Raw genomic sequence first — 16,441 nt, 5'->3', positions numbered from 1 at the left:
GAAATAAAGATAATGCCACGTCCTATTCTCCGAACAACTTTTCCTGGTGATTTTATACTTCTAAAGAAACCCAATGGGTCTTTTATGAAAAGTTTTCCCCTTATATACGTGATTTCTTTCCTTAAATTCACAACAAATATGAAAGCAAATTTATTGGACTAATACTTCCAGTCAATGTAAAGTAAGCCTTCAATCAGTAGAGTTTTCTTTCATCCCCCCCCACTGCTTGTTAGTAGCTCAAGGGGATGACCTTTACGAAATAGTGTATTTAGGTGCTGTTATCTCCCACATAAACTTGTTTCCGTACAGATTGCCCAACTCCTGAAGTGGGAGCAGCACCTTATCTGCGGTTCTACAAATACACCTTTTGCACTTCATATTGGAAACCACGGTAGCAATATCTTTGTTTAATATACATTTCCCGTGGTGTATCTTCTCCATCAGCGACTAAAATCACTAATTTATCAGGACAGTGATCCATTACAAATTGTTGCAGCATACTGCCTATGCCTTGTTTACGATATTCTTCAAGCACAAAAAGATTGTCGATCTCTGCTGTGCCTTTTCCAATAATCACGTCTACACAACCCGAAATATTTCCCCGGAAATATGACACGATTTGCCATTTATTTGGATTTTGAAAATCTTTTTTATATACATCTCGTTGTGCTTTTGCAAACTCGCTACCAAACAGCACATCTTGCTGATATTTTAAATTTGAGTAGTCCATATACTCATTTTCAGTAACAAATTGAATGCTTATATTTGAATCTTTTTCAACACGCGGAAATTCCGAAGGCTTTATGGTAAAAAGTTCCAGATATCTATAATTATAATTATTTTCTATGAAATGCTTAATCAGCTCTTCCGTTGGCTTTATATTCTGTGGAAACGTAAACTTCACATGATGCTGTCCATGCCTTGAGTGAAAATCATGTAAATAAGCAGCTGTTTGCTCAAATTCTTCCAACGATGGCATCCTTAAAAAATGCAAGAAATTACTATTATACTGTAACAGCATGTCCTGATTTTGATAATGTACATATAAATCCGATTGCGCAACAACTTCACCTGCATGATAAATATGGTCGAAACTAATTTTACACATTATAATTCTCCTATCATTGCGTAATTAAAAGATAATAGTAATTGTAATGCTGTTTTAATGTAGTAAATGGTTGTCATTTCCTTTTGCGAATAAGTTATACTACAATAGCCGTAACAAAAAACGACATCTTTTTTATTATACTATAATTATTCATTTTTGCAGAAGATCTATGAAATTTGGAGTCTGTCAAATATTCACGGAAACTCTTCTCAAGTGTATTTTAATTCGTACAAATTTAGTCTTTTTAATAGCTGTTACCAGAAAGTCCACAGTAGATATCCTCTGCTCTCCCTTCGCAAACAGGAATTAAAATCATATTCATTGTTCCTTCTTTCAAAACCATTCCGCTAAGATAAATTACCACTTTTCTAAACGGGAAAAAGACCCCCAAATTCCTGGAAGTCCTTTGCGTTTTCTATAACAAATGCCTAGTTCGTTTAAAATATATATCATGCTTTATTTATGAAGTCAGCCTTCAGTAACCTTTTCATTAATTGACGCTAAACCCGTTCAAAAAAACAGATAATTAAACATTACATACGAATTCGTATAAATATCCATGAATTACGTTCCTGTCGCTTCACTTGAGTTCGCCCCAACTTCTGGCTTTTTATACGTTAGTGTCCAACCAGTATACCCATATAGCACCGTCAACAATGGAGAAAGTACGCAGAAAAAAGCAAATGGCAAGTAAGCCAATGTGGATACACCCAAAACAGAAGTAATAAAAACACCACATACACTCCATGGCACAAGCGGGTTAATCACTGTTCCTGCATCTTCCGCTACTCTTGATAAATTTTTGTTTGAAAGACCTACTCTAGCATAGCGTGATTGGTACGTTTCACCGGTTAATAGAATTGATAAATACTGTTCACCAATTAAGACGTTAATTCCTATAGCGGTGGTTGCGGATGCTAAAATGACAGAAAACACCTTATTCAAAAGATGATCGATCGAAGCAAGTAATCGTGGAATAATCCCAAGTGTAAACAATAGGCCCCCCATACTTAAAGCAAGTAACACAAGGCTAATGGTAAACAACATGCCATTAATCCCACCACGTGTCAGCAAGGAGTCGATGCCCTCTACTCCTGTTTCTGAAACAAACCCATCCATAAGTATAGCAAATAGATTTCCTATTGATGGCGCACTATGAAAATAAGCCATCACAATTGCAGCTAATGATCCTCCCGTCAAGGTTAAAATTGCCGGCACCTTTTTAACGGATAGCACTAATAAAACGAGCAGTGGAATGACACCGTTTGCCCAATGAACTAAACCGGTATCCAATAAACCACTTTGGAACTCATTCATTTTTCCGAAATTTGCTTCTGTTAGGTTTGGGGATATAATCAGAAAGATAAGTAACGAAATCAAAAAGGCTGGGACTGTTGTTCCCATCATATTTTTAATATGTGCAAACAAATCGACCTGCAATGTGGATGACGCCATATTGGTCGTATCCGATAGAGGCGACATTTTATCACCGAAAAAAGCCCCTGACACAATCGCACCAGCAGTAATAGCTAAAGAAACATCAACAGCACCAGAAACACCGATAAAGGCTACCCCTACCGTAGCGATCGTAGTTAAGGAACTGCCTACGACAACACCAATAAGTGCCGTAACTACAAATACAATAGCAAAATAAAAGCTCGGTGCCACCAATCCAAAACCTGCATACATTAGAGTTGGTATCGTTCCACCCATCATCCACGCAGCAATTAATATTCCAATAAAGAAGAAAATAAAAATTGCCCCCATACCCGACTTTGCTCCTTCGACAATTCCCTGTTCCAATACCTTATAAGAATTCCCTTTCGCAAGCCCGTAAATACATAGCGTTAATAGAGAAAGAATGAGCGGAATATGTGGTGCTGCTTCCAAAAAAATAATACTCGCACTGATAATACATACAATAAATACAGTCATCATTATTGCTTCCCAAAGTGGTGTTGCTTGCACAGCTTTAATACGATACATACCATCTTCCCCTTCTTATTATTCACGTTAAAACAGTGACATATGGGTGTAATCGTTCGCTGTAACTATTGCTCCAACGTGTAACATGGAGTGTTAAATGAACTGCATACAATTTACTTATGATGGTTTCATATGAATAGCACGATTCGTCAAGCCTTCAGCTGCTTCTAAAAAGGTTTCATTAAAACTCGGGTGCGGATAGAACGGAAAAGCTAGATCTTCATCGCGCGCTACTAATTCTAATGCAGTAACTCCAGTACTAATAAGCTCAATCGCACCGAAGCCAATGACATGAAACCCTAACAACAAATCCGTTTTGGCATCTTTAACTATCTTTGCCACCCCATTTTTTTCCTTACCAATCAGGGCATAGCTGTTACCACTGTATCCAAACTGACTAGTTCTTACTTCGTAACCTTGTCGTATTGCTTCCTCTTCTGTCAATCCTACAACAGCAATTGGAGGGATACTGTGGACTACCGTCGGCATCATAGTTGTATCTATCTCGCTCGCTACTCCAGCAATAAATTCTGCAGCTACCTTACCCTGCTTCATTGCTATGACTGCTGATAACCTATCCCCAGTCACATTTCCAATCGCAAATATAGAAGGGATGTTTGTTCTCATTTCGTTATCCACTTTGATGAAACCTGCTTCCGAATATATCATTCCTATCCGATCGATCCCTAATGATTCTATATTCGGCTTATGCTCTGTTTCCATATAAAGATGTGTACCAGTTAAAGAAATTTCCTGATCATTGCTAGAAATCCTTACACAAACTTCACCATCGATAGCAGTTATATTTTTAATTTTATTTTCACGATACAGTTGAATCTTCTCTTTTTTTAACATCCGTTTTAACTCGCGATTGATCGCCTTATCAAATGGAAAATCCGCTTGCTCTGGTATGATAATGGTTACCTCCGCACCTAACTTCCGATAACTAAATGCAACTTCTAAAGCAATATAATCTCTACCACAAACGATTAAATCTTTGGGAATTTCATGTAAGGTGAAGATCGTTTCCTCCGTCCATACAAAGGGGTTATTATCTAAATTTTCAGGTAAAACAGGATAGCTGCCCGTCGCAATAATAGCATGCTGAAACGTAAATAGAGTAAATTGGTGTTCTGTTTCCACTCCAAGCTTATGTTCATTGATAAAATTTGCCTTCCCGCGGACGATTTCCACCCGATTTGCTTGGCAAAGTTTTTCAATACCTTTACGCAATTGTTCAATCGTGCTATTTTTATAAGCCATTAACTCCTGCATATCCAATGATAGATCGCCTGTTGAAATACCAAATGCAGACAATTGTTGTGTTTGATGCCATTTACTAGCGACATGCGTAAATATTTTAGATGGAATACACCCTTTATGCAAGCACGTACCACCCAACTGGTCCTGCTCAACTATCGTAACTTGGTTTCCTAATTGAGCAGCACGTATCGCTGCATGATAGCCTCCTGGACCTCCGCCAATAACGATTAACTCCCTCTGTTCTGCAAATTCCCCTACCACCATTTATATCAACTCCAATAATAGCTTTGTCGGGTGCTCAATTAGTTCCTTAAAACGATTTGTAAATGCGATCGACTGCGCTCCATCCATTACCCGATGATCAAATGTGACCGAAACATTCATCACACTTCGAATCTCTAGCGCATCGTCTTTTGTAACAACAGGCACTTTCTTTGTCTTATAAAAAGTCATGATCGCTGTCTCTGGGTGATTAATAATTGGTGTTGCTGCCATCCCACCAAGCGGACCAACATTATTTACTGTAAAGGTTGCCTGTTTCATATCTGCTAATTTTAAATCGCCTGCTTTCGCTTTTTTTATGAGCCTCTTCATCTCCTCATCCATAAAGCGGATCGATTTTTGATCGGCATCGTGTATGACAGGAACCATTAGACCAGCTTCTGTATGTGTCGCGATTCCGATAGAATATTGCTTTAATAAGCGAATAATCTCTTTTTCAACCTCTAATTGTGCATTAAATATCGGAAACTCTTTTAGACAAATGACAACAGCCTTTATAAAAAAAGCAGCCACAGAAATGGATTCCCCCATCTCTTTTAACACACTTCTTTCTTCAAGCAAATGCGTAAGATCTACTTCATCATAGTGAGTCACATGCGGAATAGTCTGTACGGAGTAACTCATTTTTTCTGCAATCCGTTTGCGTATTCCAGCAAATCGTATCTCCTCTTCCGCTTGTGGCAACTTTTGAGTAGCGCTTTCCTGTTCTTCGGTCCACTTATTTGTTTCTGTTTGCTCAGCAAACTGATACACGTCATCATCTAGTACACGCCCAGCTGGACCTGTCCCCTGTATTTGTTCTATATCAACACCTAGCTCCCTGGCGATTTTTCTTGTATAAGGTGCCGCTAAAATACGGTTATAAGGATTAGTAACCGTAGTAGCGTTTTTCTTTGTTGCTATAGTAGTACTTGCGGATTGCAATCGGGTATTTGACATTTCACTTAGAGGCGCTGCAGATTCAGCTTCGGTGGTAATTTCCATAATGACATTGCCTACAGTAACCACATCTCCTTCTTTATAGTGAATGGATGCGATCGTGCCCGCTGCTGGGGCAGGAATTTCTGCTACCATTTTATCCGTTTGCATTTCTACGAGCGGCTGATCCACAGACACCACATCTCCAACACCTACAAAATAATGAATAATTTCCCCTTCGTTCATCCCTTCGCCCATATCGCTAAACTTTACTTGAACCAATGCGTTCACCTCCTAAAATGAATAAACTTTTTGAATCGCTTGCGACACCCGTTCTGTTGTAGGTAGATACGTATGTTCCAAAGCAAATAATGGAACTGGTACATCAAAACCTGTCACTTTTTCAATTGGTGCACGCAAATAAAGAAAACTCGTTTCCATAATGACCGATACAATTTCACTGCCTACTCCCCCTGTTTCATGTCCTTCATGGATAATGACGACCCTGCCTGTTTTTTGTACGGAATCCGCAATGATTGCTTTATCTAATGGGTATAATGTACGTAAATCAATCACCTCACAAGAAATACCTTGCTCCTTCATAAGTTCAGCAGCTTCCATAGCTATAGGCATCATCGCTCCCCAGGCAAAAATCGTCACATCTTCACCTTGTAGTACGATCTCCCCTTTCCCAAGCTCAATGCGATAATCATGCGCCGGTACTTCTTGTCGCTTGCCACGGTATAAGCGCATCGGTTCTAAAAATAATACCGGATCAGGATCAGCTATGGAAGCTAACAACAATCCCTTTGCATCATATGGCGTGGATGGGCAAACTACTTTGATACCAGGTAAATGGACAAATAAAGCTTCTACGCTATCAGAATGAATTTCGGGCGACCGAACCCCCGCTCCGTATGGCGCACGAATAACCATAGGCATCGAATAATAGCCTAACGTTCGCGTGCGCATTCGTGTTACATGGGTGGCAATTTGCTCAAAAGCTGGATAAACAAAGCCTAAAAATTGAATTTCTACAACAGGCTTTAAGCCATTTAACGCCATCCCTACTGCGGTTCCAACAAAACCCGCTTCACTTAAAGGCGTATCGATTACTCTTTTTTCGCCGAATACGTCCTGTAATCCATCCGTTGCTCGAAATACTCCACCATTTTTGCCAATATCTTCACCTAAAAGCAGTATCTTTGGATCCTCTTCTAGCATCGTTTTTAAACCATCATTAATCGCCTGGATCATCGTAAGTTCCTTTACTCCAACCTGTACCTCCTGTTTGTTAGCCACTTTGGATAATGCCATTAGCTACTCCCTCCCGTTGACAAAATGCGCTGCTTTTGTTTTTCAATCGTCCACGTTGGCTCGGCAAATACATAATCAAACATGTCAGAAACTGCTGGCTGTTCATATGTTTCCATCCGTTTTATTGCGGCTTCCAATTCATCTTGAATCGCTGTTTCAATCGAATCCCGCCACGCCATCTCCCAAATACCTCTATGTTTCATATGTTTTTCCAGGCGTAGTAATGGATCAACCTGGTCCCGAATCCGATTCACCTCGGCTTGATCTCTATATTTAGACGGGTCATCAGCTGTCGTATGGGCACCAAACCGCATCGTCACTGCCTCAATTAGGGTTGGACCCTTTCCTGATCGAGACCTTTCTAAAGCTTCGCTAACAGCAAAGTAAACAGCGAACACATCCATGCCATCCACACGAACACCTGGGATGCCGTATGCTTCCGCTTTTTGTGCAATGGTTTCCGAATTCATCTGCTTTTCAACTGGAAGCGAAATGGCATAGCCATTATTTTGATTAAAAAAGACGACCGGCGCCTTAAAGACACTCGCTATATTTATTCCTTCATGAAAATCCCCTTCTGACGTTGCTCCGTCTCCAAAGTAGGCAATTGCCGCATTTCGAGTTCCTTTATACCCTTCAGCCATCGCTGCACCAGTGGCATGCGGTAAATGCGTAGCAATAGGTATGGATGCAGGCATAATCTTTTTTTCCCTTGAAGGTAAACACCCTTCTATCCGCCCATTCCAATGTAATAGCATTCGATCTAGGTCTGCTCCAAAGGTAAGCGATGCACCGTGATCTCGATACGTAGGGAACATCCAGTCTTCATTCCCAAGGGCCAATGCACTGCCCACTTGGGCTGCCTCCTGCCCTGCAAAAGGTACGTAGGTCCCAATTCTTCCTTGTCTCTGTAGGGCTACCCCTTTCTGATCATAGGTTCGAATTCGTAACATGTGATAGTAAAACTGTTTTACTTTTTCTTCCAATAATCCTTCCTCATTCGACTCATCTAACCATTTACCTTCTTGGTCAATTATCTGCAGTAATGGATATTTTTCTCGCATAATTATCCCACCTTTTCATTTATATCCCGCATGTAATTGGCAGTAATACAGATCCACTTCATTCTACTTGGCGAAAAGCAGGATGTATGGGCAACATCGAACTATAAATCAAATGACCGATTCTCTCAAAAGCCTTAAGTCATCTCTTTGTGTCTCTAACAATCAGCAGGATGAAGAAAAATCCCACTGATTGAAGTTTCATTTGATGCGGAAAAATTTCTTAGTAATGACCTATTACTTGATGTCCCATTTCGGTCTGTGATTTCGACTATAGAAGTTGTTTCGATTTTGTTGTTCTTCCAACTGTTTTACATATTTACGGTGTGCCGCTTCTACCGTAGTTATATGATCAGCTTGAGCTTCTACGTATAATTGAAGTACCATTTCATAGATTGTTTTCGTCTTTTGTAGTACGCGGTTCTTGTTGGCACCATACTGTTCATCCGCAACCTGGATAAGTCCACCAGCATTAACGATATAATCAGGTGCATATAAAATCCCCTTGTCATGTAAAAGCTCTGCATCCGTTTCATGAGCTAGCTGATTATTTGCTGAACCAACAACTGCCTTTACATTTAGCACTGGTATCGTTCTTTCGTTAATTACTCCGCCCATCGCACAAGGCATAAAAACATCTGCGTTTACTTGATAGATGTCTAGCGGGCTTACAACATGCACAGCGTTCTGGAATGATTTAGCTTCATTTAAAAACTCATTGATAACGCTTTCATTCACGTCCGTTACATAGACCTCTGCGCCGACTTCAAGCAGGTGTAGTGCTATTTTCCTGCCAACCTTCCCTAGTCCTTGTAACGCGTAAACTTTTCCTTCCAGAGCATTACTTTGAAATAAAAACTGATTCGTTGCTTGTAACGCATAAATAATGCCCTGTGCTGTTGGTATCGACGTGTCTCCGCTACCCCCAAATGCTTCAGGTAGACCATTGATGAAATTCGTTTCTTTTGCTGCATAAATAAAGTCGTCCATAGTCGTCCCCATATCTGTACCCGTGTAAAACCTGCCGTTTAATGAATCTACAAATTGACCAAATGCCCGAAACATCGCCGGTGATTTATCCTTTTTTGGATCACCAATAATGACTGCCTTTCCCCCACCGAAATCAACGTCGCTCATTGCACATTTTGCGGTCATTCCTTCAGATAAACGAAGCACATCATTTAATGCAGCGTTAACACTTGAATATGGATACATACGTGTTCCACCTAGTGCTGGCCCTAGAGTGGTGTTATGTATCGCGATAATTGCTTTTAATCCTGTCTTCGGGTCATTGCAAAATACAACTTGCTCATGACCGCCTATTTTTTGAAACACATCAACCTCTTGCAAATGTTCTAATTGCTTCAATTCCCGGACCCCCTTTAAGTAGTCGTTGTACGCACTTTTTCTTGAATTAATTTTTTTGGTAAAACAACTTGTTTTACTTTGCCTTTTCCAATTAATCCCCTCGCATTCTCCACATACACCTCCGTAGTAATTTCTTTCGTACTTACCCCCGAAACAGTAGCAGTCAAATTAATGGTTGAACCTAACCCCGAAGGAGCAACATGTTGAACACTTACTGCGGCCCCCATCCCTTCTTCATGGTCTTCCAAATAAGGAATGAGCAACTGTCGGGACACCCATTCCATGTGATACACCATGGAAGCTGTAGAATAAACAGGATGAACAACTTTACCGTCAAATTGAGCAAACATCTCGTTCGTTACTGTTATCGTCAGTATTTTTGTTTTTCCAATATGCAACCCTGCCTTCATCTAAGTCATCCCCTCTCGAAATTATATATAAAATCATATATAATTATTTATGGATCTTGTTTCTAAATTTTCGGTATATTTCGTATGTTAATATATATTCACGTTACAGTCAACAGAGAACTGTAAACTATAATTTTTCCGATTTAATTACGAACGCGAAAGCATTTCTACATGAAAATAAAAATCCAGATGTTATTTGCTCATCTGGACTGGACATTCCCAATATGCATTAATACACCTTCTAAACCTTTTTGAATATGCGTTTTCATCAAAGTAGTTGCTTTTGTTTCCTTACCATCAACTAAAAACTGGATCAACTTTTCATGTTCACTTACAAAAGAAGGATAAAATTCTCCTTGTACCATCGTTATTCGCATATAGTGAATTTTTGTTCTTATCACATCCAGCAATTCTATTAATTGCTTATTTCTAGAGGCTTGAATGATGATATCATGAAATTCTTGGTCTAATTTACTCAATTCTATTGATTTCTTTTGTTGATAAGCATGATACGTCAATTCCAAATTATTTGCTAATTGCTTTTTTTCATTATCCGTTATTTGTTCAATAGCAAGACTGACAGCTAATGCCTCAAGGCTTTCTCGGCATTGAAAAATGTCGACCACATCCTCAAGCGTAGGCTGGTAAACCCTTACATATCCATCATTATACGTTAATAACCCATCTTGAATAAGCATGCGAATAGCCTCTCTTACTGGTCCTCTGCTTATTCCTAGTTTATTAGCAATTTTAGCCTCCACTATTCGCTCTCCTGGTCTATATTCCCCTTCTAGTATTTCTCCTTTCAAAATAGCATAAGCTTGTAAATGAAGTGATTCTGGCTTTATAATTCGCATGTCTGGTAACCCCCTGTAGTTGGTATCATCTAGTTCGTTTCGTCTATAAATTCTGAATATAACCTATTATAACAAAATTATTATGTTTTGGTTACCTAAATTTATCACGTTCTATTAAAATCCATTTTAAGAAGCGTATGCAGTAAAGATGTATCAAAAGTAAATGATATGACAGCTTTGATAAAGTGAACCATCAATGAACAGGCTTTCTTTTATCCCCCACCGATTGTTAGTACTGCAAGGGTATAACCTAATGAACCTGGAACGAATCGGGAATTTAGATGTAGGCTTCTCGAAGTGAGGAGATTGCATCTACTTACATATTGGGTAAAGTGGAACTAAGCGATTCGATCTAACTCTTTTTTCATATATTCACTTGCGTATTCCTTCCCATATTTAGCCATTGAATAATGATACAAAATAACCCCTAAGATGATCCAAGCTCCAATGATAAGCCACTCATAAGGCCAGGCCAATGATGATGGCATGCCCGGCATATACAAAATCACTACACCGACAGCCATAAGTACAGCTAGCCAGCCAATTAATGTCCCACCAGGCAGCTTAAAAGGACGATTCATATGCGGTGCTGTTTTCCGCAGCAAAATGAACGAAATGGCAACCATTAACCAAGCAACAACAAGCCCTAAGCCACCTGCATTGACTAACCATACAAGCGCTGGTCTTCCAAGTAAAGGTGCCGCCGTTGAAAGCAGTACAATTAACACAATTGCCCGGTGAGGCGTTTTATATTTTGGATGTAATTTCCCTAAAAATTTTGGAAGCATTCCAGCATTCGCCAACGCATAAATAGCCCGACTCCCACCAACATAGAAGCCAATCCAGCTCGTTAGAATACCCCCAATTCCTCCAAGCACCAGCACATTCCCCATCAACTTACTATCTCCGAACGCTTTTGCCATTGCGTCAGCTGTCACTAGATTAGACTCGCTAAGTTCTGGTGGATTTAAAATACGAGATACTCCATAAATAATGGCAATATACCAGATAACTGCTAAAACGACTGAAAGAATAAGCAGCTGACCGATCTTACGTTGTGGCAAATTGATTTCCTCTGCAGCTTGTGGGATAACGTCAAAACCAACAAACATAAATGGTGTCATAATAATGACTGTAAATACACCAGTTGCACCTGCATTAACTAGCGGCTGCATATTATCCATATTTCCTCCAAAAGTACTCCCCGTGATCAGCATCAAGCCTGCTATAATGATAAATGTCGTTAAAATAACCGTAATAACAGATGTAAGCTTAATCCCACGATAATTAATCCAAGCAACCAGTAAGGAGCCAATCATTCCAACTCCTGCCCAGGTTATAGTAACATCCCAACCTGCTATCGTATATAAATAACCTTGACTATAGTTAGGCACGATATACTCAAACACGGTTGGTAACGCAACTGCTTCAAATGCTACTACAGACACATAGCCAAGAATAATCGCCCATGTAGCAATAAACGAAGCTACTCTTCCCATCGCTTTAAATGTATACACTTGCTCTCCACCAGCTAATGGAAGAGCAGAAGATAATTCCGCATAGGTTAACCCTACAAATACAACAAGTAAACCACCAATTGCAAATGCTAAAATCGCTCCTAAGGAACCCGCTTCTGTTATCCATAAGCCAGATGTAACGACCCATCCCCAGCCAATCATGGCACCAAAGGCAAGTGCCAGCACATCTTTGTTTCCAAGTACCTTTAATAGCTTATCTGAATCACTCATCGTTTCGACTCCTCACTCCTTCTTTATCTACATGATCTCTAAAGTAACATTTTCTTTTGTCCTTTAAATCATGCGACTTTATCATTTACCATTTATAAAAACTACGGAACTAGCTTATGTTTTCTGTATTAAACAAATCTTTTTTTGTAACTAAACTTACAATGATGATAAAATAGCAACGAATACAGGATGTATGGTAAATGGATGTCCTAACACTCGCCAAGTAACCACTACCAAAATTCCCTCACGTATAAACGTATAACCAGCAACCACTAGATAATATCTTACTGAATAATTCGAATATTCCAGATGCATGCGCCCCTGAAACAAGTATTACCCGTTCCAGTTCCCAAAGCTCGACTAATGGAGAAATATACAGTGCCAGTATAAGTGCAATCAGGGGGGCATAAATGACTGAAATGCGGCTATAAAGTGACTCTTCGATCAGTGGGGTTTTTATCATCCCCACTGATTGTTAGTACTGTAATGGTATAACCTAAAGGCCTCTTACGAAATAGGACATGTTAGATGCAGTTATCTCCCAGTTTGACTTGTTGCAGTACAGATTATCCAACTCCTCTAAGTGGGAGTCTTACAGCACCTTATATGCGGGATAAAATAACATAGAACCTAGCCATTGTTGCCTCATACCATACAAATAATCTATTTTCCATATATCCCATGCCTATTGCATTACTTAAAAGGGTGAGAACCAATATACGTACTAGCCATATTATAATCTGATACGTTTTATTTTTCGGTTAACATAAATGAGAACAGAAAAAGAAACAAAAAATGGACGATAACCGTAATTCCTAAATTCCATTGCTCTCACCCGCTACACTCTTTCCAGACATTTTGTAATCGGTTTCAATTATATGAAAAACTTATCCTCTCTCTATCGTTTTATCCCAAGTTGTTGCTGAACTTTTAAAATAGCTTCATATACTCCTTCGACCAGTTGGTCAACTTGTTCCTGATTTATAATTAGCGGAGGAGCGATACAGATGATATCCGTATTATCATAGGTAACTCCACGGCAAATAACCCCACGTTCATGTAGTGCTTCAATCGCTTTTAGTGTTACATGTTGGTCTTGCGCAAATCGTTTGTTGGAAACAGGTTCTTCCACAAGCTCTACTGCACCAAGTAAGCCTACACACCGTACATCTCCTACAATCTCAAGGCTCTCTTTGACCTTTTTCAAACCAAGTAACAGCCTATTCCCCATTAACCGTGAATTTTCCACTAGTTGTTCTTGTTCCATGATTTCAATATTTTTCAAGGCAACAGCTGCGCCCGTTGGATGTCCACTATAAGTGAATCCGTGAAATAGCGTTCCAAGAGACTTTTCTTTGAACACGTTATGAATGGTCTCTGAAACAACAACACCTCCTAAAGGGAAATAACCACTAGTTACACCTTTAGCAAATGTCATAACATCAGGAATAACGTCCCAATTTTCGATTCCAAACATCTTGCCCGTTCTCCCAAAGCCTGTAATGACTTCATCAGCTACAAATAATATGCCATAATCATCACAAAGAGCTCTAATTCTAGGAAAGTAGTCATCTGGTGGTATTAATACGCCACCTGCTCCTTGTATAGGCTCTGCAAAAAATGCTGCCACTGTTTCTGGACCTGATTCTTCAATTGCTTGTCGTAAGGAAGCGATCGCTTGGTCTGTTGTACTGTTATAATGTGTGTCTACATGAATAAAGTCAGTCATCATATGTCCTGCCATCCCCCAAAATTCTGAGATGCCCGTCACGCTTGTAGAAGCAGCCGCCACGCCATGGTAACCTCGCTTAAGCGAGATTATTTTTCGCCGCTCCGATCTGTTTTGGATCTTCCAATAATGCCGTACTAGTTTTACAGCTGAATCATTTGATTCTGAACCTCCCGATGTAAAAAACACAGCATTTAACCCTTCTGGTGTAAGCGAAGCAATTTTCTCCGCAAGTCGAATCGCTGGTTCATGACTAAATGTGGAAAAAGCTGAACTAAACGCCATTTTTTTCATTTGTTCCGCAGCAGCCTTCGCTAATTCTTCCCTGCCGTGACCGATATTCACATTCCATAACGACGATACAGCGTCCAAATACCATTTTCCTGTGATGTCCTTTAAGTAAATGCCGTCTCCTTCTTCCATAATGACCTTTGCCCCATTTTTTTGCTGTTGCTGAATTGATGAAGTTGGATGGATGAAATGCCGTTTATCCATTTCAATTAGATTATTACTCATTACCCATTCCCCCTATAAAAATATTACAAAACTCAGCTTTATGAGTTTCCTAAAGATTTCATTCTCCGTGCGTATTCTGGCTACATGACGACATGGTCTCACAACAAACTTGGTGCTAAGTTGACACAGCTACGCCAGGATAATAAGCATAGAAATAGCTTTACCACTGCAATTACTATGAAAAATAAAACAAAAAACCAGTCATAAAGACAGAAAATATTGAAAGCAATTCTGTCCATATAACTGGTTTCCATCTAATGAACCGCTTTACTTCAACAGTAAAGTCGATTAGATTTAGCAGTTTGTTTATGGGTGTTCAAAAACTGTCATTAGATTTTCAGTGGATTTGTTACTGTTTCTAAGCGAAGCTTCCATTTCGTTCTGCTCGAAACATAATCCAAAACCTCTCCATCCCAACCTCTTTGAACAAACACCATTCAAATTTTGTAGTAATTTAATTTTAACGAAAATTCAATCAAACCGCAACAGTTATTTTTTTGTTTTTCTGAGAACGCGCCCATTTCACTAAGAGATAAGCAAAAGGAGTGTCAAAAAGAGCAATGATTAGTTTAAAAACATATTGTGATATAATCATGCCTCCTAAGACATGAGCAGGTACGATTCCCCAGAATGCAACAACAATAAAAATAGTTGTATCAAACAATTGACTCGTCATCGTAGATAAATTATTACGAAGCTATAACTTCTTATTTCCATGCTTCTTGCGTAAATAATGAAAGATGGCTACATCCAGGTTTTGACTAGTCACATAGGATGCTAAACTAGCAATCATTACCCGAAAGCTTCCGCCTAAAATTTGTCCAAATTCCGCTTGAAAAGTAAAATTGGGGGCAGCTGGGTAAATGAATCGTAATAAAAATAAATCCCATCGCAACTAACTGTGTAATCGACCCTGCTTTGACCGTACTTTTAGCGCTTCTTTTCCATACACTTCCCCAATTACGTCCGTAAGTAAATACGTAATCACGTACACAATTACAGCCCCGGGAAAAATGAAGAGGCCAATTTGAAATAATTTTACTGCTAATATATTAGATAACAACAACAGACCTACAAACATTGCATTAAAGTAAATAAACATCCCATTCCTCTTCCTTTTTAAAAAAGCAAAACCCTAGCTTAACCCTCTAAAAACTTTAACGATTATCTATTTTCTCTGGATGCATATCATGGTTCCAAAGTCTTTGTTCAGCCATTTGCGCAAACTTTGTTCCATGTTTTCCATAATTACAATATGGATCTATGGAAATTCCTCCACGGGGGGTAAATTTCCCCCAAACTTCTATATAACGTGGAGCCATTAATGAATAAGGTCATTCATAATAATATTCACACTATCCTCGTGAAAATCTCCATGATTTCGAAAACTGAATAAATAAAGTTTCAATGATTTACTTTCAACCATTTTCTTATCTGGGATATAACTAATGTAAATCGTACCTAAATCAGGCTGCATCGTCTTTGGACAAAGTGTGGTAAACTCAGGGCAATTAAATTTAACAAATACTCCCGGTTTGGGTGCTTATTATCAAACACTTCCAAAATCTCTGGTGTATAGTCAAAAGCATAGGTAGTATCTTGGCCGCCTAATAGAGTCACTCCTGATAATTCAGCTTCTTTCCTTCCACTCATATTTACATCATCCTCTCTTTTGTTTGCTTAAACTGTTTCATAGTGTTTAAGAATTGTAGTATGTCTTTTCTCTTGAGATGCAAAAAACCACGGCACTAAGGCACCGTGGTTTATCGTTTTTTATAGAGGGTTAAGCTAAGAACCTCTTCTTATTTTAATCTATCATACTGGACTCATTATATAGATGCCTGAGGCAAAGTCAATGGAGTCTCGTGTGAACATACC

12 protein-coding genes and 2 pseudogenes are annotated in these 16,441 nt (G+C 39.2%); all 14 read right to left on the bottom strand.

What is annotated here, in order from left to right:
- Positions 1-352: 352 nt before the first annotated feature.
- The 14 genes and pseudogenes from BKP57_RS13340 to queF all read right to left on the bottom strand — a co-directional run bounded on the left by BKP57_RS13340 (position 353) and on the right by queF (position 16,216).
- Complete coding sequence (locus tag BKP57_RS13340; protein ID WP_072741682.1) at positions 353-1,108, bottom strand: GNAT family N-acetyltransferase; 756 nt, start codon at positions 1,106-1,108, stop codon at positions 353-355.
- A gap of 564 nt (positions 1,109-1,672) precedes the next feature.
- Complete coding sequence (gene nhaC / locus BKP57_RS13335; RefSeq protein ID WP_050349904.1) at positions 1,673-3,094, bottom strand: Na+/H+ antiporter NhaC; 1,422 nt, start codon at positions 3,092-3,094, stop codon at positions 1,673-1,675.
- A 117-nt stretch (positions 3,095-3,211) separates the two neighbouring features.
- A complete protein-coding gene (gene lpdA / locus BKP57_RS13330; protein ID WP_072741681.1) occupies positions 3,212-4,621 on the bottom strand; it encodes a dihydrolipoyl dehydrogenase in 1,410 nt (469 codons plus the stop codon).
- Positions 4,622-5,848 carry a dihydrolipoamide acetyltransferase family protein gene (locus BKP57_RS13325; protein ID WP_309245754.1) on the bottom strand — a complete coding sequence of 409 codons (1,227 nt, stop codon included), beginning with the start codon at positions 5,846-5,848 and terminating at the stop codon, positions 4,622-4,624.
- 3 nt (positions 5,849-5,851) lie between these two features.
- Complete coding sequence (locus BKP57_RS13320; protein ID WP_072741679.1) at positions 5,852-6,874, bottom strand: alpha-ketoacid dehydrogenase subunit beta; 1,023 nt, start codon at positions 6,872-6,874, stop codon at positions 5,852-5,854.
- Positions 6,874-7,938: a pyruvate dehydrogenase (acetyl-transferring) E1 component subunit alpha gene (gene pdhA / locus BKP57_RS13315; RefSeq protein WP_072741678.1), complete on the bottom strand. Its 1,065-nt coding sequence runs from the start codon at positions 7,936-7,938 to the stop codon at positions 6,874-6,876. The genes BKP57_RS13320 and pdhA overlap by 1 nt, the downstream gene beginning before the upstream one ends.
- Positions 7,939-8,172: 234 nt before the next feature.
- Entirely contained in the window at positions 8,173-9,303 is a 1,131-nt protein-coding gene (locus tag BKP57_RS13310; RefSeq protein WP_050349899.1) for a Leu/Phe/Val dehydrogenase, read from the bottom strand.
- A 14-nt stretch (positions 9,304-9,317) separates the two neighbouring features.
- On the bottom strand, positions 9,318-9,713 hold the full coding sequence (locus BKP57_RS13305) for a thioesterase family protein (RefSeq protein ID WP_050349898.1): 396 nt from the start codon (positions 9,711-9,713) through the stop codon (positions 9,318-9,320).
- Positions 9,714-9,913: 200 nt separating this feature from the next.
- Positions 9,914-10,570, bottom strand: coding sequence for a GntR family transcriptional regulator (locus BKP57_RS13300; protein WP_050349897.1), 657 nt, complete (start codon positions 10,568-10,570; stop codon positions 9,914-9,916).
- Between the two features lie 338 nt (positions 10,571-10,908).
- Complete coding sequence (locus tag BKP57_RS13295; RefSeq protein WP_072741677.1) at positions 10,909-12,318, bottom strand: APC family permease; 1,410 nt, start codon at positions 12,316-12,318, stop codon at positions 10,909-10,911.
- 156 nt (positions 12,319-12,474) lie between these two features.
- A complete protein-coding gene (locus BKP57_RS22155) occupies positions 12,475-12,633 on the bottom strand; it encodes a hypothetical protein (protein ID WP_156875331.1) in 159 nt (52 codons plus the stop codon).
- Positions 12,634-13,216: 583 nt separating this feature from the next.
- Entirely contained in the window at positions 13,217-14,563 is a 1,347-nt protein-coding gene (locus BKP57_RS13290) for an aminotransferase family protein (protein WP_072741676.1), read from the bottom strand.
- 475 nt (positions 14,564-15,038) lie between these two features.
- A pseudogene (locus BKP57_RS13285) lies at positions 15,039-15,665 on the bottom strand (queuosine precursor transporter).
- Between the two features lie 55 nt (positions 15,666-15,720).
- Positions 15,721-16,216, bottom strand: a pseudogene (gene queF, locus BKP57_RS13280) (preQ(1) synthase).
- Positions 16,217-16,441: the final 225 nt, after the last annotated feature.

The organism is Virgibacillus sp. 6R, assembly GCF_001895305.1.
Lineage (GTDB): Bacteria > Bacillota > Bacilli > Bacillales > Amphibacillaceae > Virgibacillus > Virgibacillus pantothenticus.
Note: the sequence above shows the minus strand (reverse complement) of the source record. Positions and strands in the feature narration are given on the sequence as shown.

What these genes read in the sequence shown, in the direction of transcription:
- BKP57_RS13320 (WP_072741679.1), bottom strand. Translation starts at nt 6,874, where the DNA reads ATGGCATTATCCAAAGTGGCTAACAAACAGGAGGTACAGGTTGGAGTA.
- BKP57_RS13340 (WP_072741682.1), bottom strand. Translation starts at nt 1,108, where the DNA reads ATGTGTAAAATTAGTTTCGACCATATTTATCATGCAGGTGAAGTTGTT.
- pdhA (WP_072741678.1), bottom strand. Translation starts at nt 7,938, where the DNA reads ATGCGAGAAAAATATCCATTACTGCAGATAATTGACCAAGAAGGTAAA.
- BKP57_RS13290 (WP_072741676.1), bottom strand. Translation starts at nt 14,563, where the DNA reads ATGAGTAATAATCTAATTGAAATGGATAAACGGCATTTCATCCATCCA.
- BKP57_RS22155 (WP_156875331.1), bottom strand. Translation starts at nt 12,633, where the DNA reads ATGCATCTGGAATATTCGAATTATTCAGTAAGATATTATCTAGTGGTT.
- lpdA (WP_072741681.1), bottom strand. Translation starts at nt 4,621, where the DNA reads ATGGTGGTAGGGGAATTTGCAGAACAGAGGGAGTTAATCGTTATTGGC.
- BKP57_RS13300 (WP_050349897.1), bottom strand. Translation starts at nt 10,570, where the DNA reads ATGCGAATTATAAAGCCAGAATCACTTCATTTACAAGCTTATGCTATT.
- nhaC (WP_050349904.1), bottom strand. Translation starts at nt 3,094, where the DNA reads ATGTATCGTATTAAAGCTGTGCAAGCAACACCACTTTGGGAAGCAATA.
- BKP57_RS13295 (WP_072741677.1), bottom strand. Translation starts at nt 12,318, where the DNA reads ATGAGTGATTCAGATAAGCTATTAAAGGTACTTGGAAACAAAGATGTG.
- BKP57_RS13305 (WP_050349898.1), bottom strand. Translation starts at nt 9,713, where the DNA reads ATGAAGGCAGGGTTGCATATTGGAAAAACAAAAATACTGACGATAACA.